Below are 19,626 nucleotides of genomic sequence, written 5' to 3'. Positions count from 1 at the left end.
GTATTACTATGCTAATTATAAAAGTAACGAACAGCGCTTAAAGTTGACTTAAATAGCGCTAAAAGAGGGCTTAATGGCAAATTTAATAGAACTAACAACTAAAAATAACATCGCTATACTTACCATGAATACCGCTGAAAACCGTCACAATCCAGCATTTTTGGCTGAGTTTAATTTACATCTTGATCATATCGAAGCAGATCAAAGTATTAAATCTGTTATTTTAACGTCTGCGAGTGACAAAAACTGGTCATTAGGCATTGATCTTCAATGGATGTCTGACCCAAGTATTTTACCGGCTGCAATTTCTGACTTTATGGTGCAAATAGGCGATTTATTTAAACGAATAGTTACGTTTCCTATGCCTGTTATTGCTGCATTAAATGGTCATACTTATGGTAATGGTGCTGTACTTGCTTGCGCGTGCGTGTAGGCGCTAAGCAATTATTAGATAGCAATGTAGTTGAAGATATTTTTACAAACGACGATACCTTACAGAGCGGCGTACTTGAGTTTGCCCAGCAGTTTAATAAAAACCGCTGGATATATGGACAAAATAAAACGCAAATGAACAAACAAATTTTATTAACAATGAAAGAAGAAGATCCAAGTTTTATTGATAATATAAGTAAAATGCTCTGGAAAAACCTACAAAAAAAATAGTATAAAATAAATGTTTTAGTAACTGCTACAACATAGCCATATACACTTTGTAATTAAGGGCTCGTTAAGTCCTGTTACGCTAGATTTTTAGGCTATACAGTTAGGTAAAAGTGCTTTCTTAAAAGTTTAATAGCTTTTACCTGTCTCATTTTAACTATATGGGTTAAAATGCCTATATAACCAACTAACAAGATAGTGAATGTCAAACCAAGATCCAAATCTCAGTCGAGAACAAGAAAAGTACGAAAACCCAGTCCCTAGTCGTGAGTTTATACTTACTCACCTTCAAGAGCGTTCAAAACCAGCTAATTACGCGCAATTATGTGAAGAACTAGCCGTAAACGATGAAGAACGCCAAATAGCATTTAAACGCCGCCTTCGCGCTATGGAGCGTGACGGACAGCTGTATTTTAATAAATCTAAATGCTATGCCCTAATTGACGAAGCCGGTTTAACCAAAGGCAAAGTAATAGGCCACAGAGACGGTTTTGGCTTTTTAGAAGTCGAAGGCGAGAACAAAGATTGGTTTATTGCTAAACACCAAATGAATATGGTGTTACATGGCGACATTGTACTAGCTAAAGGCACTAAACGTGGCTCTGGCTCAAAATGCGATGCACGTATTATAAAAGTGCTTACCAATGAGCGCGCTCCTGTTGTTGGGCGTTACTTTGTTGAGCACGGTATTGCTGTTGTTGTAGCTGAAGATCCGCGCATAACGCAAGATATAATGATTTTACCAGGCAACGATAACGGTGCCCGCCATAACCAAATGGTGCAGGTTAAAATTACACAAAATCCGAGTCGTAACATGAACGCGGTAGGTAAAATAGTTGACGTACTTGGTGAGCATTTAGCCCCTGGTATGGAAATTGAAGTAGCACTGCGTAACCACGATATTCCACATGTATGGCCAGAAGAAGTTGAAGCACAAGTTGCCCACTTAGGTGAGTTTGTTGATGAAGCTGACAAACAAGGTCGCGTAGATTTACGTGATTTACCACTGGTTACTATTGATGGCGAAGATGCTCGCGATTTTGATGATGCCGTATATTGTGAGCCTAAAAAATCAGGTGGCTGGCGCTTATGGGTAGCCATTGCCGACGTATCGCATTATGTAGGAATGAACACGCCGCTTAACGAAGAAGCTATTACGCGTGGTAACTCAGTGTATTTTCCTGAGCAAGTAATTCCTATGTTACCAAAAGTGCTTTCTAACGGATTGTGTTCGCTTAATCCAAAAGTAGATCGCTTATGTATGGTTGCCGAAATAACCGTATCGAGTGCTGGCAAGCTTTCGGGTTATAAGTTTTACGAAGCGATAATGAACTCGCATGCACGTTTAACTTACACCAAAGTAAATGCTATTTTACAAAACGACGAAAAACTACGCGAAGAATACTCAGCCGTAGTGCCACATTTAACTGACTTACAGCAAATGTATATGGCACTTAAAGCAGCACGCCAAGAGCGTGGTGCAATTGAGTTTGAAACCCTAGAAACACGTTTTGTATTTAACGCTCAGCGTAAAATAGAATCAATAGTGCCAGTTATTCGTAACGACGCGCACAAACTAATTGAAGAGTGCATGATTTTAGCCAACGTATCGGCGGCTAAATTACTCGAAAAGTACGAAGCAAGCGCGCTTTACCGTGTGCATGACGAACCAGACGGCGAAAAACTAAGTAACTTTACTAAGTTTTTAGGCGAGTTAGGTATCGAAAGCACATTAAGCGACGAGCCAACGCCAAAAGAAATAACGCAAGTATTAGCCCGATTAGGCGACCGCCCAGAAGCAGAACTTATTCAAACTATGCTACTGCGTTCAATGAAACAAGCTGTTTACCAGCCAGATAACATTGGTCACTTTGGTTTAGCGTTATCGGCATATGCGCATTTTACATCGCCAATTCGTCGTTACCCAGATTTAGTAGTGCATCGTGCTATTAAAGCGGTATTAAAAGCACAAGGTCAGCAAACATCTGGCGAATATGCGTATACCGATGATGAAGTAGATCAACTTGGTGAGCAGTGTTCTACAACAGAGCGCCGCGCCGATGATGCAACTCGCGAAGTAGCCGATTGGCTAAAATGTGAGTTTATGCAAGATCACGTAGGTAGCGAGTTTAACGGTGTTATTTCGTCGGTTACCAACTTTGGTTTGTTTATTCGTTTAGACGATTTACAAATTGATGGGTTGATTCATGTTACTAACTTAGGCGAAGAGTTTTTTGCACACGATGCTGCAAAACATTGCTTAATTGGCGAACACACTAATACTGTTTATCGTCTTGGCGATAAAGTAACAGTGCAGGTTGCGTCGGTTAGTTTAGACGATCGCCGTATTAACTTAACGCTTAAAGGCGATGTTGCACAAGATAGATACTCACGCCGCCGTGCGCCAAAAGGTGCAGGCAAATCTGGTCATGCACCAGCAAGCGTACGTTCGCAACTAAAAGCAGGTAAAGTACCAGGTAAAAAGTCGCACAGCGATGACAAACCAAAAGGTAAAAAAAAACCAGCGAATAAAGATAAAGGTAAACCTGTAAATAAGTCTGCAACTAAACCCGCAGATAAAAAAGCTGCAGACACCGCAGTAAAGAAAAAACCAAAAAAGAAGGCTGTTAAAAAGCCTAAAAGAGCAGGCAAAAATGCCCGTAAACGTACTAGCCCAGGAGCAGACAATACGTGAGTAATGAATTAATTTTTGGCTTTCATTCTGTTGAAGCAATTTTAGAAAGCGAACCAGAGCGCTTTGTAGAAATTTACGCCCTTAAAGGTCGTGACGACAAACGCTCAACTCCGATTATTGATGAAGCACGTAAATTTGGTATTTCAGTACAGTTTATGCAGCGTAAAGCCCTTGATAGCAAATCAAAAGGCGAGCAACATCAGGGTATTATTGCTAACGTAAAAGCAGCCCCTACGTTTAATGAAAAAGATCTTGATGCGATCATTGCCCGTGAAGACACACCGTTTTTACTTGTACTTGATGGCATTACCGATCCGCACAACTTAGGTGCATGCCTACGTAGTGCAGACGCGGCAGGTGTTCACGCTGTAATTGTACCTAAAGATCGCTCTGCAAAGCTTAACGGCACAGCACGTAAAGTAGCCTGTGGCGCAGCCGAAACAGTACCACTTATTCAGGTTACTAACCTTGCACGTACGCTTCGTGAAATTAAAGATGCGGGCGTATGGGTTGTAGGCACCGCTGGCGAAACTGATAACCACGTATTTGACGCAAGCTTAACAGGTCCGATGGCTATTGTTATGGGTGCAGAAGGCGAGGGCATGCGACGCTTAACGCGTGAGCATTGCGATATGCTCGTTAAAATCCCTATGGCGGGTACTGTTTCAAGCTTAAACGTATCGGTAGCCACGGGTATTTGTTTGTTTGAAGTATTACGCCAACGTAACGCAAATAACTAATAAACTAATATATAAACGATAAGTTTTATGTATTAAAAAAGCCGAGATTGAAATTCAATCTCGGCTTTTTTGTGTCTGTAATTTACGCTTTTAACTTTGCACCAATTGTACTGAATTGTACTGAATTGGTGCTCTATTATAGCGATAGGAAAATAACTCTATAGCAAGGCAAAAATAACGAAATATAGTTGTTCTTATATGAGCTATTTTTAACGCAGCTAGAGAGCGATTTCTCCTATACAAAGCGCAGGTAAACGGTTTAATAGCAAGGCAATAATTTAGATGTGTAGTGCTTTTACATAAAAAATTATTAACGCTGTTAGTGAACCATTTCTCCTATACAAAGCGCAGGTAAACGGTTTAATAACAAGGCAATAATTTAGATGTGTAGTGTTCTTACATAAAAAATTATTAACGCTGTTAGTGAACCGTTTAACCAGCTTTAAGCTTAAAAGCTATAAGTGTAGCCCATCTGTACAGTACGCGGCTTACCTGGCTGAATGCCACCGTTTGAGCGGTTAGCAACGTATGTTTTATCAAACAGGTTATCAACGTTTAGGTATACTCTTTGATTATCATCAATTAAGTATTTAGCAGCTAAATCCCACACTACGCGGCTATCAATTGCGTTTAAGCCCGACTCAGTTAAGTTAGCGTGCGCATCAGACACATAACGTACTTGGCTATTAACTACAAATGCAGAAAACTCAGCACCTAACGATAACGCTACTTGGTTTTCTGGTACGTAAGGCATTGCATCGCCTTTTTCTACCGTGCCCCAAATTTCTGAATCAAAATCATTTTTAAACTCAGAGTCTGTGTAAGTGTAAGTTAATTTAACAGGGAACATTGCTGCGTCAGTTGCAAAAGTACGTGCCGCACTAAATTCAAAGCCTGTTACTTCTACTTCACCGTAGTTATATTGATCGCCAATATTCTCATCGCTACAACCAACAGCCGCAGTACAGTTACCGTGCATGTTGTCGTAGTCAGAGTAAAACGCAATTACTTCACCGCTAAAGCCATCCATATTAAAGCGAGAGCCAAACTCAATGTTTACACTCTCTTCTTCTTCTTGGTCAGCATTGCCTGGTGCTGCTGGAGCATAACCTTTTTGAATACCGGCAAGAAATGTCACGTTTTCGTTAAGAGTATAAGTAGCACCTAACGATGGAACTAAAATTTCTGTATCGTTCGACACATCTTTAGTTAAACCGTTGCTGCGAGTTGGATCTGATTTAGACCACTCTTCACGTGTAATAGTAATATCTTCATAACGAAGACCTGCACTTACTACTAATGCGTCAATTGTCCACTCGTCTTGAATAAACAAAGTACTTGCTTCTGCGCTATCTACACGGTTGCTGTCAGAGCCTGGAATGCCTTGCTCTGTAAGCGTTAAGCTTAGGTCTTGATTAAGCGTGTATGTGTCTTCCCACTGAAAACGATCCATTTCATCTTCATGGTAACGCACACCAACAGTCACATAGTGATCGCCTGCAGGAATATGTAATTCAGACTGAATCCCTTTTGCTTGGTAATCGCGGTTATTAGCTTTAATACCAATACCTTCAATGCCTTCGCTTGTAGGGTTTGCTTCAAAGTTACTGTATTGCTCTAAAACGCTTTCGCTTACTTGGCTGGCTTTATACCAGTTACGATGAAAATCGTTTAAGTAAGCCGTTGCTAAAAATTCGTAGCCATCACCAAAACGATACGCGTAGTTAAGCTGGTATGCATTGTGGCGAGTGTTCATCTCATCGTTTTGCGATGCAGCATAACGACGGTAAGGACTTTGTTGATAATCTTCGTCTGTTAAGCCCATGTATGTTTCGTCTGACGTTTCGTCAGAGTACTTAATTTTTAGCTCAAGATTATGCGCATCGTTTTGACCAAACGTGTGACCAAACTTTAATAGTAAATCTGTTTTTTCAAAGCCGGTGTTGTCATCGCCTACTGGCAGCTCTTTAAAGCCGTCTGCGCCGTAAGTAAATATTTCGATTAGACCTGCTGTATTATTTTTTTCTTTACCAAAGTAAGCGTGACCTTTGTAGTAACCGTCGCTACCAAGGGCTGCATCTACCATACCTTTTGAGCTATTTGGCTCAGTTGGTAAGCTGCGCGAAAGTAAGTTTAAAACACCACCCGTAGTACGAGGACCATACTTAACTGAGGCTGCACCTTTTAAAACTTCAATAGACTCCATACGACCCACAGTAGGGAAGTAATAAGCAGAAGGTGCAGAGTAAGGTGCTGGTGCAACTAATACACCGTCTTCCATTACCGATATTTTATCGTTACGACCAGTACCTGTGCCGCGCATACCAATATTAGGGCGCAGACCGTAGCCGTCTTCTTCTTGCACGTAAACACCTGGAACAGACGCTAAAACGCGAGAAATATCAGTAAATTTGAATTTTTTAAGTTCTTCTTCAGAAATAAATGTAGCCGAACCCGGAATATCGTTAATTGCTTGTTCTGAGCCAATAACGGTAATTTGTTCAAAGCGTTGTTCTTTATTGCTGGTGTCTTTTGCTATTGCAGTAGTACTAAAAGACAAAGCAACCGCAGTTGCAAGGGTCGATACTAAAAATTTAGGGTTCATTGTGTTCCTAATCATGTCAATTATCTCAATTGGCGTAATTTGAACACGTTAACGAATACGAATCAATGTTATTAACTGTTTAACTATCCTGTTTAATAGAACTAAAAACACCTACTTATGCAACTTTGTTAACTAAATTGTTTCTTTTGTATTGATTTGTAATTGCTTTACTAGTTATAAAGGCTGAATTTATTATATGTACTATATGAGCGCTAGCCCAAGCGTAGGGCTATAAATTCAGCGAGTTTATCTACTGCGTTCTCCGACTCACCCGAACTTTTAACTAAGCTAATACCAATATTACCAAGAGCAGGTAAATGCTTGGTTTGAACCTGATAGTTAAGCTCACTCGGCACTGTACTTTTGGCAAGTACCGTAATACCTAAGCCTTCTTTTAATGCAGCAATAAGACCGGTTAAGTCGGCGTTGCTATATACAATTCGGTATTTTATACCTGCACTTTTTAATGCATCGGTAGCGCGGCGACGGTAAATACATCCCTCAGGAGCGGTAACTAAAGTAACCACCTCGTTTTGAGCAATCGATAAATCGCCTACCCATACGAGTTTGTCTTGCATAAAAATAGGAAACTTATCGGAGTTAAGTCGCTCATTTAGCGCCAGCACTAAATCAAACTGATCTTGGCGAGACGCCGAAAGCAAATGCTTACTCAAACGAGATTTAACTTCTAGCGACACCTCAGGGTAGAGCGCCACAAAGTCGCCAATAATTGAAGGTAAAATACGCGCCGCAAATTCGCTCGGAATACCCAAGCGTACTTTACCTGCAATGTTTTCTGAGGTGAACTGCTGCAAAATAGCATCGTTGTGTTGCATCATCTGCTTTGCCATAGGCAATAATAGCTCGCCGTATTGATTAAGTACTTGGCGTTGGCCTTGTTTTTTAAATAACTTATAGCCAAGCACATCTTCTAAACGTTTTATTTGTAGGCTTACAGCGGGCTGCGATAAGCCAAGCAAGTCGCCTGCTTTAGCAAAACCACTTACCTCAACTACCATTACAAAGGTGCGTAAGCTGTCGGTTGATATGTTTTTCATATTTATAATTACAATTTATATGGCTATATATATAAGTATTATTTATCAATTGATAAATAATTACAATTTGTTGTTATACACCTCGCGCAATATACTTTTAAAATTGAAAATACATAGGTGTTTGTTATGACTTTTAATCCAATAATGTTTGCCCGCCACAGCAATGCTAACAGTGCGGTTATAAACGCTTTGCAAACAAACAACAGCAACGTTGTTATGGATTTTAGCGGCAGCGAAGCCTCTGTATTCTTGAGCACTATTTTAGGCCACGATTTAACAAAATTAACGGCCAGCGGCTTAGGATTTAAAGGCACCCTCGACGGCGACCTAAATTCTGATTACAGCTACGCCGTGTATTACTTTAGCGAAACCGCTTTTAGATTTGTATTACCGCATAGCGCAAGCCTTCAATTACAATCGCTCATAAACGAGCAACAACTTCGTTTTGATATTGATTATGTAATACGCACCGACCTAACTAGCTTTACTTTAAGTGGCGACAACGCGTTTGATACCCTAGTAAATGCTTTTAAGTTAACACCAGGTTTGCGCCTTTCTGACGCGCAACTATGTTACGGTGCGCAAAGTGGCGAGGTATTTATTACCGCTATTGATAAAAACGACGAACAACATTTTGTACTTATAGCTAAAGCGCCAGAACTACAAAAATGGCAAAGCTATATGCAAGCGCAAGGTTTTGCACTTATGCAAAACAAAGCCGCGTAACAAATATAAAAAACAGGTGAGCATAACAATGCTCACCTGTTTTTAGATCTATTTAAGCCATGCCCACTAAGGGTTAATTTAAACGTGAAGGAATGTTATGACTTCTAAAACTGTACTACATGCTAAGCACCTAGAAGCGGGCGCAAAAATGGTTGATTTTCATGGCTGGGAAATGCCAATCAACTACGGCTCACAAATAGAAGAACACAATAGCGTACGTACCGACGCAGGTATGTTTGACGTATCACACATGACTATTGTTGATATTGAAGGGCCTCAAGCAAAAGCATTTTTACGTAAGCTAGTAGCTAACGACGTTGCAAAATTAACCGTACCAGGTAAAGCGCTTTACACAGGCATGCTTAACGAGCAAGGCGGTGTAATAGACGACTTAATTATTTATTTCTTCAGTGAAACTTTTTACCGCTTAGTTGTTAACTCAGCAACGCGCGAAAAAGACCTAGCGCATTTAGCTAACGTATCGAGCGACTTTGACGTAACTGTTACAGAGCGTCCTGAGTTTGCAATGATTGCAGTACAAGGTCCTAACGCTAAAGCTAAAACAGCCACTCTTTTAAATGCTGAGCAACAAGCCGCTGTTGAAGGTATGAAGCCGTTTTTTGGTGTTCAAGTAGGTGATTTATTTATTGCCACAACGGGTTATACTGGCGAAGACGGTTACGAAATAGTAGTACCGAACGACCAGGCAGCCGATTTATGGCAACAACTGCTAGACGCAGGTGTAGCGCCTGCTGGTTTAGGTGCACGCGACACGCTGCGTTTAGAAGCTGGTATGAACCTTTACGGTCTAGATATGGACGAAAGCGTATCACCACTTGCTGCTAACATGGCATGGACCATTGCATGGGAACCAGAAGATCGCGACTTTATTGGTCGTGACGTACTTGTTAAGCAACGCGCAGAAAAAAGCACTGACAAACTAGTTGGCTTAGTGTTTGAAGAAAAAGGCGTTTTGCGTAGCGGTTCTAAAGTAATTGTTGACGGTGGGATAGGTATTATTACTTCTGGTACTTTTTCACCAACACTTGGTTTTAGTGTAGCCCTTGCACGTGTACCACGTTCAACAGGCGATACAGCTCAAGTAGAAATGCGTAAAAAATTAGTAAACGTTAAAGTAGTAAAGCCTAGCTTTGTACGTAACGGTAAATCAATAATTTAAATAATTTGGTTATACCAATCACAATAATTATTGTGATTGGTATCCTCCCAATATAAACCAAAGGACAAATAAAATGAGCAACATTCCTAGCGAGTTAAAATACGCACCTTCACACGAGTGGGTTCGTAACGAAGGCGACGGTACATTTACTGTTGGTATTTCTGAGCATGCACAAGAACTTCTTGGCGACATGGTATTTGTTGAATTACCAGAAGTTGGCGACGCAGTAGACGCTGGCGAAGACTGTGCAGTAGCAGAGTCGGTTAAAGCAGCATCAGACATTTACGCACCTATCAGTGGCGAAATTGTTGCTATTAACGAAGAACTTGAAGACTCACCTGAAACAGTAAACAACGACGCTTACGGCGATGGTTGGTTATTCCGTATTAAAGCATCTGATGAGTCTGAACTAGACAACTTATTAGACGCTGAAGGTTATTCGCACACTATCGACGAAGAGTAATCACTCTTTGTAGGTAATTAAAAGCCCCGCGTGTTTTGTTTAGATATCGGGGCTTTTATGATTTTATAGCTCACTTTCCCATACACAGTAAGCCATTAAATTATAAAAATTTTAAGTTATTGCTGTTTACCCATCAGCAGTAGCCACACTTTTTAGATCATAGGAATCTGGATTCATGTCAAACGCCAAATCTCTTGAAGAACTAGAGCAAAAGCAAGATTTTATTCGCCGTCATATTGGGCCAAGCCCAGCACAAGTAAGCGATATGCTAAGTGCTTTAGAAGTATCGAGTGTGCAAGAGCTAATCGACCAAACTGTACCTGCTAGCATTCGCTTAGAGCAGCCATTAACAGTTGGCGAAAGCCGTACTGAAGTTGAAACACTAAGCTACCTAAAATCAGTAGCAAGCAAAAATAAAGTTTTCAAATCGTACATTGGCCAAGGCTACCACCCAACTAACGTACCGCACGTAATTTTACGTAACGTACTAGAAAATCCAGGTTGGTATACAGCGTACACACCGTATCAGCCAGAGATTGCACAAGGGCGTTTAGAATCATTATTAAACTTCCAAACTATGACTCTAGATTTAACCGGTCTTGATTTAGCAAGCGCATCACTGCTTGACGAATCAACAGCGGCTGCAGAGGCTATGGGCCTTGCAAAACGCGTATCAAAAGCTAAAAAAGCCAATGCCTTTTTTATCGCCGACGACGTACACACACAAACAATCGACGTAGTAACAACGCGTGCTGAGCAGTTTGGTTTTGAAATAATTGTAGGTAAAGCAGAAGATGCCGTTAACCACGACATTTTTGGCGCATTGTTCCAATACCCAACTACATCTGGCGAAGTGGTAGACATAACTGACCTAATTGCTGGCGTACAAAGCAAAAAGGCCATTGCCTGTGTTGCTGCCGACATAATGAGTTTATTACTATTAAAAGCACCGGGTAAATTAGGCGCAGACGTAGTACTTGGTTCGGCTCAGCGTTTTGGCGTACCTATGGGTTACGGCGGTCCTCATGCTGCATTTTTTGCAACACGTGACGCATACAAACGTTCATTACCAGGGCGTATTATTGGTGTATCTAAAGACCGTTTAGGTAACGACGCACTACGTATGGCAATGCAAACGCGCGAACAACACATTCGCCGCGACAAAGCCAATTCAAACATTTGTACAGCGCAAGTATTACTTGCCAATATGGCAGCGTTTTACGCGGTGTACCACGGCCCACAAGGCTTAAAAACTATCGCGCAGCGTATACATCGCTTTGCTGATATTTTAGCAAGCGGCTTAAAAGCTAAAGGCATCGCTCTTAAGCACAGTACTTGGTTTGATACGCTAACAGTAGTAAGCGACAGCAAAGCAGACGTAACAGCGCGTGCAATTGCAAAAGGCGTAAACTTTGCAACAAACCACGAAGGCGAGTACTCAATTTCGGTATCAGAAACAACAACACGTGCCGATATTACTGAGCTATTTGATATTATTTTAGGCGAAGGCCATGGCTTAAGTGTTGACGCTATTGCAGCAGACGTTGAAACAAATGGCAGCGAGTCAATTCCTGCAAGTTTAGTACGTGACGACGAAGTACTAACGCATCCAAACTTTAACAGCTACCACAGCGAAACAGACATGCTTCGCTACATTAAGCGACTAGAAAGCAAAGACTTATCGCTTAATCACTCAATGATCTCGTTAGGCTCATGTACCATGAAACTAAACGCGACCGCAGAGATGATCCCAATTACGTGGCCTGAATTTGCAAACCTTCACCCATTCTGCCCGCTGGATCAAGCAGAAGGTTACCAAATAATGATTGGCGAGCTACACGACTGGCTAGTAAACATTACTGGTTACGATGCAGTATCACTTCAGCCAAACTCTGGCGCGCAAGGTGAATACGCAGGCTTAATCGCGATTCGTAAATACCACGAGTCACGCGGCGACGCACACCGTAATGTATGTTTGATCCCAAGCTCTGCGCACGGTACTAACCCTGCATCAGCGCAAATGGCAAGCATGAAAATTGTAGTAGTTAACTGCGACAAAAACGGTAACGTAGACATGGTTGACCTTAAAGCGAAAGCTGAAGAGGTTGCTGAAAACTTATCGTGCATCATGATCACATACCCGTCTACGCACGGTGTATACGAAGAAACAATTCGCGAAATTTGTGACATTATTCATGAGCACGGCGGCCAAGTTTACATGGACGGCGCAAACATGAACGCGCAAGTTGGCGTAACAAGCCCAGGCTTTATTGGTTCAGACGTATCGCACTTAAACTTGCATAAAACGTTTTGTATTCCACACGGTGGCGGTGGTCCAGGTGTTGGCCCAATTGGTGTTAAATCGCACCTTGCGCCATTTATGCCAAACCACAGCGTAATTAACGTACCAGGTACTAACATCGGTAACGGTGCGGTATCGGCAGCGCCTTACGGCTCAGCCGCTATTTTACCTATTTCATGGGCTTACATCACCATGATGGGTTCAGAGGGCTTAAAACAAGCCACTGAAATGGCAATCGTTAATGCTAACTACTTAACGCATGAGCTAAGCAAGCACTTCCCAATTTTATACCGTGGTCGTAACAACCGTGTTGCTCACGAATGTATTGTTGACCTGCGCCCGCTTAAAGAGCTATCAGGTATAACTGAAATGGACGTAGCTAAGCGCTTGCAAGACTACGGCTTCCATTCACCCACTATGTCGTTCCCAGTAGCTGGCACATTAATGATTGAGCCAACTGAATCTGAGTCAAAAGGCGAAATTGACCGCTTTATTGAAGCAATGGTGTCGATTAAAGGCGAAATCGAAAAAGTAATCTCTGGCGAATGGTCAATCGAAAACAACCCGCTAGTGTTTGCACCGCATACACAAGGCGACGTATTAGGTAACGAATGGGACCGCGCATACGACCGTTTTTACGCTGCATTCCCAGTGCCTGCAGTAGCTAAAAACAAGTTCTGGCCAACCGTTACACGTATTGATGACGTATACGGCGACCGCAACTTAGTATGTGCTTGCCCACCGGTTGAGACTTATCGCGATTAAGAGCAGAGACTAATTTTTGACCTTTAATGGTAAGTAAGTTCCATTATAGTTTGGAATTTATAAAAATTATAAAAGCCGTTGCAGCAATGCAACGGCTTTTTTGTGTGTGTTTAAACATTGTAGACGCACAGCTTGCTGGCGTGTTGGGCGCAGCCCAAAAGGTGTTTAATTGTTGTTGGCGTTTAGCTTGCTGACGCGCGGGCGGCAGCCCGAATAAGTATTTGAATAGGTGTTTGAGGTTATCGTCACCGATAATGTGAATGCGTTTCGCACTTTTTAAAGATAAGAAACCTTATTCAAGGTTTTTTGCCAGATTGCTGGCGGCAACCAATGGGCGGCTACCGCCGACCGCCCCTTGGAACCCCACGGCGCCCCGAGCATCACGCTTAATCCTTCAAACCACAATAGATGTGAACGTAAACGCCATGAAAGCACATCCATGTGCAAGCATGGCTTTCATTTCATCCATGAAATAAATTACTCATCAATTGCTTATTTTCAGGGCGTGATGACGGGGGAGGTTGTTAAACGTGAGATTGTTGTTTGGTCTTGGCAAGAAACAAGACCTGACCCTCTTTATTTCCTCTAGGTTGGGGAGAGTGAAAAGAAACGAAACCCAACAAATCACAAATATACTTACTCGCTTAAAAGCCAAGAGTATGTGTTATTTACTGTAGGCGTTAAGCTTACTGACGCGCGGGCGGCAGCCCGAATAAGTATTTAAATAGGTGTTTGAGGTTATCGTCACCGATAACGCGAATACGTTACGTACTTCTGAAATTAGAAACCTTATTCAAGGTTTTGTCGCGCTGGCGACAGCAGCCAAAGAGGGGCTGCCGCTGGTCCCTCTCTGGACACTCTCAGCGTCACCCGAGCATCACGCTTAATCCTTCAAACCACAATTGATGTGAACGTAAACGGCGAAGATAGGCCATCCATGGCCTAGTTTCGCCTTATCGCGCATCCGTGCGCGACATTACTCATCAATTGCTTATTTTCAGGGCGTGATGACGGGGAAGGGTGTCAAACGTGAGTTTGGTATTTGGTTTTGGAAAGAAACAAGACCTGACCCTCGCATTTCGTGACCCTCGAATTTTCGTATGGGCGTAGGTTGGGCAGAGTGAAACGAAACCGAACAAATCACAAATATACTAACTCGTTCAAAAGCCAAGAGTATGTGTTATTTATTGTAGGCGTTTAGCTTGCTGACGCGCGGGCGGCTGCCCGAATAAGTATTTGAATAGGTGTTTGAGATTATTATTACAGATAACGCGAATACGTTTTTCACTTCTAGAAATTAGAAACCTTATTCAAGGTTTTGTCGCGCTGGCGACGGCAGCCAAAGAGGGGCTGCCGCTGGTCCCTCTCTGGACGCTCTCAGCGCACCCGAGCATCACGCTATTTCCTTCAAATAATTAATTGATGTGAACGTAAACGTCATGAAAGCACATCCATGTGCAAGCATGGCTTTCATTTCATCCATGAAATGCATTACTCATCAATTGCTTATTTTCAGGGCGTGATGACGGGGGAAGGGTGTTAAACGTGAGATTAGTACTTGGCTTTAGCGAAACATTGATCGATCTCCCAGACTAGTTAATTGAAATGTATTTCTAGTCTGATAAAGCTTTATTTCAACAAGTAAAAAGGTGATATTATTTGCCTATTCAAAAATTAACAAAAAGGAATTTGTAATGAATTTTTATGTTTTACTTGGCGTTGCGATTATTTCATTAGCTCTAACTTTAACTTTTATCTGGTTGAGGCGTAAGAAGTTTACTAGAGAAAGATACGCTTTTTTTTCTACCGCATTAATCTTTACATATGCTCTGACTGTTTTAACGCATATATTCGCAGATGTATCACTATTTAAAATAATGGTAATGCTATACAACAACTTGCCAGTAGAAAGCATACCAATATCAGGAACTTCATGGACTGACAAAGCTTGGTCGATAGCGTTTCTTTTAATTTTATGCTTGTTTGTTTTTATCATGTTTGAGAGCTGGGACATTGAGGGAGGTATAAGCAAGGTAGACAAACAGATAACGGAGATGCATGAGAGCATCAGTTTTTTGAGGGCTGCTTATTTAGGTATGAGTATTTCTAAAATAGAAGTTGCAGAATTAAATAATTTGGATGAATTGCCTACTAAAAAGATGAATTTTGAATTGTGCTTTTTAGATGAACCAAGAGACTGGTCAAGTGAAAGTCGAGAGCTATTGTATATGTACACTCAGCATTTCTTGGTAAAAGAAAATGAATGGCATAAAGATAAGGGATGTTTTTTCGGTACTTATATAGACCAATCATTACTGGTTATTTGTTCGTTAAAAATGTTAAGTAACGAAGAAATTTTAGAAAAAATAATCTTCTTTAAAGGAATTAATCCAAAACAAAAACTTAAAGTTATTTTATCAGTAAGAGATTCAGAGGGGCTTGAACAACATATACAAATTGAAGAATATACTGTTGAGTGTTATACGAAAGATTTTTTGTTAAAAAACTTAATTAACTTTTCAGAATACAATAACTTTTTGTATGAACAATTTCATGAACAAGAAATTTCTGAGGGGGACACTGTAAGGTTACAAGATATCTATGTGGAGAGTAATGGGTCTTTAACTGGATTGAATAAATCAGAGGATAGTTTGGCTATCCCAAGTGTAGAAAAATACTTACTAGAATGGTCCGCAAGTGCTAAAAATGAAGAACAAATAGCACTACTTGGGGATTATGGACAAGGTAAAAGTGTTCTTTCGTTAAAGTTCGCTAATGAATTAATAAGCTCTAGTATTGAAAGGCAACCGATCATAATTGAACTAAGGGGAAAGAGTCCAAGGAATATGCCAATGGATGAATTGATTGCGGCATGGGCTTACCGGTTTAATTATAATGTTAAAGCAATATTAAAATTGCTTCAGGAAGGGAAGTTAGTAGTAATTCTTGAAGGGTTTGATGAGCTAGACATGGTCGGAGATAAGCTGAGAAGGTTAGAGCATTTTAAAAAATTGTGGGAGTTTTCCCGCTACAAGAAATCTAAAGTAATAATTACTGGAAGACCAAACTTATTTTTAAATAATGATGAGGCTCGAAGCTATTTAAAGATTGGAAATGGTGAAAGCACTACTTTTCATGTGAAAGCATTAAAATTGGAGCCATTCAATCGAAAGCAAATAGAGTCAGCACTTAGATTTTCTCCTGCAGCTATCAGAGATGGAATATTAGAGCAATATGACACTTATAAACAAGGTGAAGGTTTTGCTGATTTGATTGCGAGGCCATCTACATTGTTCCAAACAAGTATACTTTGGGACTCGTTGGATAAGGCTAATCTCAACTCTTCAAAAATAATTAACAGTTTTATAGATCATGCATATAAAAGGCAGGCTCAAAAGTTACTTTCTATAAGTGGTGCAGATTTAGAGTCTCCTGTATTAACAGCTAAAGAACGTGAATACTTTATGTTGGGAGTAGCTGTAGGGATGGTTTCTGAGGGAGGGTACTCTAATCAAGTTTCGGGGATACGACTTCAGAGAATAGTACATCGTTTATTTATTTTCGTTCCACAATGCTGCAGCGAGGACCACCATAGCGGAACTTTGAGTTTACATGAAAGGCTACAGGATGATGCTATTGACTCTGTTTATAATGATGTAAGGACATCAGGTATTTTGGTAAGGGACTTGACAAGCTATGACTCGTTCAAGTTTGCCCATAAATCATTCTTAGAAGCACTCATTGCTAGTTTTTTTAAGAATAAAATAGATCCAGAAAGTAATGAAAAACAAATTATTAGTAACACTATTGCTAAATCGTTATCTATTTCGGATATTTACAATATAGAGTTTAGTGATGAGGTGATTAGTCACGTAACCGAAAATATAGTGAACCAAGGACAAAGCTTTGGTGATAAGGAGGCTTTATCATTAATGAAAGTTTTGTCAAAAAAAGCGATTGTACTAGATAAGTTATTTTATAAAACGAGATTGAAAGTTAATATTTGGATGCTAGTAGTGATTTTTATTACTATAATTTTTTCTTATTTTTCAATTACTACAGGTTTCGCTGAAAAACTTTGGAATTTAAATTTTGAAGCTGGAAGCTTGTTGGGTACATTAGCTGCACTATTATTTTATTCTGTTATAGGGTTTCAGGTATATTCTTTTGGTAGGGCTCTTGTGTATTCTCAAGCGAAAAAGTTATACCCAGCAGTTAGCATATGGTCCAGAGCCTGTGAAGTTCAGGGGTATGACATCAACAATAATCGAATTCTAAGCAATGAGTTTTTGAAAAGTTCTAGAGCTAGTTATGATTTATTTAGTTACTTACCAGCTAAACTTTTTTACTGGTTTTTAAGAAAAAAAAGCAAAGTTTAAGTTTTTATACCAATAAGGATTCGTCAGGGGCAAATTTTAACTACACATCAAGTACCTAGATTTATAGTTTGTTGCCCATTTAATTAATTACTCTGTTGAGACCACGACGAGTAGAGTTTAAAAATGCGTTTACCATGTGATTAATCGTGGGAGAGTCCATGAGAAAAAAGGGCAATAATATTGCCCTTTATACCCTTAAATTGGTAGCTCTAAACTATAGCGCTACTAAGCTTTGCTCTAGCATTGCTTTTATTTGTTTTACTATTTTAGCTTCTGTTTTAGGTTCGAATTGTTGTATACGTGGGGTGTGAATATGCCCTGTAGGTATACTTGAATTAAGCGCATCGCGCAGGCGAATACTCCGGTACGATATTTCGTTAGACAGGTAACCACCGCCGCCGCCATTTACCGCAATACTATTTTTAAGCTCGCCGTACGAAGGCGCTTTATAGGTTTTTTCAAGCGTGGTGACTTCGTGATTGTCGATAACCTTATAAGGGCCTTTAGCTTGTTGCATGTAACTTACAGGCAAGCTAAATTTTACAAACTCGTTGCCTGGGAGTGGTCGGCCATTAAGTTTTGGTATTACTGGGCTTGTTTGCGTTCCACCATACACAATATTGGCATTATCGGGGGCGGTTACGCTGCGGCGTTTACCCGGAAAGTGCTCTAAATCAAACTCTGTTCTGCCCATACTTACGGTTACTACCATGTCTACATTATTAAGTGCGTAGTAGGGGGCAAGTAGTGACTCTATTATACCTTGGTCAAAGTCTTCGTAGCGTACAGGCACCATAACGGTGTTTATTTCTGCGCTCACGCCGTTGTAATTAATAACTTGGCCGTCGAGTAATAACGCCGCAACACCTGAGGGGTTACTTTGGTTTATGTTTTTATCAAGTAAAAATGGGTCAAAACCCGTTAGTAATATTTTTTTAGTGCTGCCTGATGAAAAAGCAAGGTCGGTACGGCCTCTGCTGCCTTCCTCAAGTATGGGGATCCCTCAGGGTCAAATCTTGACTTCATACATCAATGGTCTAGATTTATAGTTTATTGCTCATTGAGTTTATTATTATATTTAGACCGCTGCGAATAGAGTATAAAAGCCTACAAGCGAAGCTGTTAAATTTGAGGTTAATAAAACTTTAATTCTTTATGGTATTCATAATGGAATAGCTTTAGGTTTGAGTTTTATACTACCAATAATAGCTATATTTCCTGTTTCTGAATGGCTTTTATTACTCGTTATGTTTCTTGCGATATTATCCGAGTTTATCACAATTTATTTTTATATATCTCAGAAGGAACTTTAAATGATATTTAGCTTTTTTCTAATTGCTTCGCTAAGTGCTGACTTTAATCTTGCTGGAAAAACTTCGGCAGGTTTAATACTTTGTGAAAATTTAAATAATAAAGTCAGTCTCGAAAAAAGAAAAGACTATAGCAAGCTACATAATGAACTCAATAGTTACTTAAGCCCTGAGTTAGAGTCAGACTTTGATTTAAGTAATAGCTTTTATAGTGCGCAGGTTGATTACATTAATTCATTTGAAAATGCAGACAAAGATAGACCCTTAGATGAAAGCTTATTAACTAAAGAGAAATGCCAAATACACATAGATAATGCAAATCAGTTAATAAGAAAATTTCAGTGAAATGTTTTATCTCAGACTTAATTTAATCTGATTCCGAAAACCAAAGAAAACCAAAGGGGTCAAATCTTGACTTCATACATCAATAGTCTAGATTTATAGTTTATTGCTCATTGAAACCAAAGGGGTCAAATCTTGACTTCATACATCAATAGTCTAGATTTATAGTTTATTGCTCATTGAGTTTATTATTATGTCTAGACCGCTGCGAATAGAGTATGAAAATGCGTTTTATCATGTGATGAATCGCGGAAGGGGGCGTGAAAATACCTTTTTGAGAAAGAAAACCAAAGGGGTCAAATCCTGAGGGATCCCCACAATTGCTAATAAGCTACAAGCACTCACGGCAATCCTTATTTAATTGTTTGAGTGCTTCTGAAAAAATTTTCAGCTTTATTTTA

General features: G+C 40.2%; 10 protein-coding genes and 2 pseudogenes. 9 read left to right on the top strand and 3 right to left on the bottom strand.

Going from position 1 to position 19,626, the window contains the following annotated elements; all coding sequences use genetic code 11:
- The first annotated feature begins 73 nt into the window (after positions 1-73).
- The 3 genes and pseudogenes from I6F65_RS22065 to rlmB all read left to right on the top strand — a co-directional run bounded on the left by I6F65_RS22065 (position 74) and on the right by rlmB (position 4,095).
- A pseudogene (locus I6F65_RS22065) lies at positions 74-663 on the top strand (enoyl-CoA hydratase/isomerase family protein).
- Positions 664-862: 199 nt separating this feature from the next.
- Complete coding sequence (gene rnr / locus I6F65_RS13560) at positions 863-3,355, top strand: ribonuclease R (RefSeq protein WP_166109727.1); 2,493 nt, start codon at positions 863-865, stop codon at positions 3,353-3,355.
- Entirely contained in the window at positions 3,352-4,095 is a 744-nt protein-coding gene (gene rlmB / locus I6F65_RS13555; RefSeq protein ID WP_024612694.1) for a 23S rRNA (guanosine(2251)-2'-O)-methyltransferase RlmB, read from the top strand. The genes rnr and rlmB overlap by 4 nt, the downstream gene beginning before the upstream one ends.
- Before the next feature lie 448 nt (positions 4,096-4,543).
- Here rlmB and I6F65_RS13550 read toward each other — a convergent pair whose 3' ends face one another.
- On the bottom strand, positions 4,544-6,700 hold the full coding sequence (locus I6F65_RS13550; protein WP_197113350.1) for a TonB-dependent receptor: 2,157 nt from the start codon (positions 6,698-6,700) through the stop codon (positions 4,544-4,546).
- Positions 6,701-6,912: 212 nt separating this feature from the next.
- The gene (locus tag I6F65_RS13545) at positions 6,913-7,758 is read right to left on the bottom strand and encodes a LysR family transcriptional regulator (RefSeq protein ID WP_024612696.1); all 846 of its coding nucleotides are present in this window, start codon (positions 7,756-7,758) and stop codon (positions 6,913-6,915) included.
- A 126-nt stretch (positions 7,759-7,884) separates the two neighbouring features.
- On the opposite strand from I6F65_RS13545, the gene I6F65_RS13540 reads away from it, so the two are divergent.
- The 5 genes from I6F65_RS13540 to I6F65_RS13520 all read left to right on the top strand — a co-directional run bounded on the left by I6F65_RS13540 (position 7,885) and on the right by I6F65_RS13520 (position 17,573).
- Complete coding sequence (locus I6F65_RS13540; RefSeq protein ID WP_197113348.1) at positions 7,885-8,484, top strand: hypothetical protein; 600 nt, start codon at positions 7,885-7,887, stop codon at positions 8,482-8,484.
- Positions 8,485-8,581: 97 nt separating this feature from the next.
- Positions 8,582-9,664: a glycine cleavage system aminomethyltransferase GcvT gene (gcvT, locus tag I6F65_RS13535; RefSeq protein WP_197113346.1), complete on the top strand. Its 1,083-nt coding sequence runs from the start codon at positions 8,582-8,584 to the stop codon at positions 9,662-9,664.
- A gap of 73 nt (positions 9,665-9,737) precedes the next feature.
- Positions 9,738-10,127 (top strand): glycine cleavage system protein GcvH, encoded by a 390-nt coding sequence (gene gcvH, locus I6F65_RS13530; protein WP_024612783.1) that lies wholly within the window; start codon positions 9,738-9,740, stop codon positions 10,125-10,127.
- A gap of 175 nt (positions 10,128-10,302) precedes the next feature.
- Positions 10,303-13,194, top strand: a complete 2,892-nt coding sequence (gcvP, locus tag I6F65_RS13525; RefSeq protein ID WP_197113344.1) for an aminomethyl-transferring glycine dehydrogenase — start codon at positions 10,303-10,305, stop codon at positions 13,192-13,194.
- A gap of 1,694 nt (positions 13,195-14,888) precedes the next feature.
- Complete coding sequence (locus tag I6F65_RS13520; protein ID WP_197113342.1) at positions 14,889-17,573, top strand: NACHT domain-containing NTPase; 2,685 nt, start codon at positions 14,889-14,891, stop codon at positions 17,571-17,573.
- A 214-nt stretch (positions 17,574-17,787) separates the two neighbouring features.
- Here the strand turns inward: I6F65_RS13520 and I6F65_RS13515 are convergent.
- Positions 17,788-18,567 (bottom strand): annotated as a pseudogene (locus I6F65_RS13515) (hypothetical protein); the annotation flags it as partial.
- Between the two features lie 319 nt (positions 18,568-18,886).
- Here I6F65_RS13515 and I6F65_RS13510 point away from each other — a divergent pair.
- Positions 18,887-19,228, top strand: coding sequence for a hypothetical protein (locus I6F65_RS13510; protein ID WP_166111746.1), 342 nt, complete (start codon positions 18,887-18,889; stop codon positions 19,226-19,228).
- The last annotated feature ends 398 nt before the right edge of the window (positions 19,229-19,626 follow it).

The organism is Pseudoalteromonas sp. SWXJZ94C (assembly GCF_015864385.1).
GTDB lineage: Bacteria > Pseudomonadota > Gammaproteobacteria > Enterobacterales > Alteromonadaceae > Pseudoalteromonas.
Note: the sequence above shows the minus strand (reverse complement) of the source record. Positions and strands in the feature narration are given on the sequence as shown.

Excerpts from the sequence above, each read along its gene's own strand:
- I6F65_RS13520 (WP_197113342.1), top strand. The coding sequence starts at position 14,889 with ATGAATTTTTATGTTTTACTTGGCGTTGCGATTATTTCATTAGCTCTA.
- gcvT (WP_197113346.1), top strand. The coding sequence starts at position 8,582 with ATGACTTCTAAAACTGTACTACATGCTAAGCACCTAGAAGCGGGCGCA.
- I6F65_RS13545 (WP_024612696.1), bottom strand. The coding sequence starts at position 7,758 with ATGAAAAACATATCAACCGACAGCTTACGCACCTTTGTAATGGTAGTT.
- rnr (WP_166109727.1), top strand. The coding sequence starts at position 863 with ATGTCAAACCAAGATCCAAATCTCAGTCGAGAACAAGAAAAGTACGAA.
- gcvP (WP_197113344.1), top strand. The coding sequence starts at position 10,303 with ATGTCAAACGCCAAATCTCTTGAAGAACTAGAGCAAAAGCAAGATTTT.
- I6F65_RS13550 (WP_197113350.1), bottom strand. The coding sequence starts at position 6,700 with ATGAACCCTAAATTTTTAGTATCGACCCTTGCAACTGCGGTTGCTTTG.
- I6F65_RS13510 (WP_166111746.1), top strand. The coding sequence starts at position 18,887 with ATGATATTTAGCTTTTTTCTAATTGCTTCGCTAAGTGCTGACTTTAAT.
- gcvH (WP_024612783.1), top strand. The coding sequence starts at position 9,738 with ATGAGCAACATTCCTAGCGAGTTAAAATACGCACCTTCACACGAGTGG.
- I6F65_RS13540 (WP_197113348.1), top strand. The coding sequence starts at position 7,885 with ATGACTTTTAATCCAATAATGTTTGCCCGCCACAGCAATGCTAACAGT.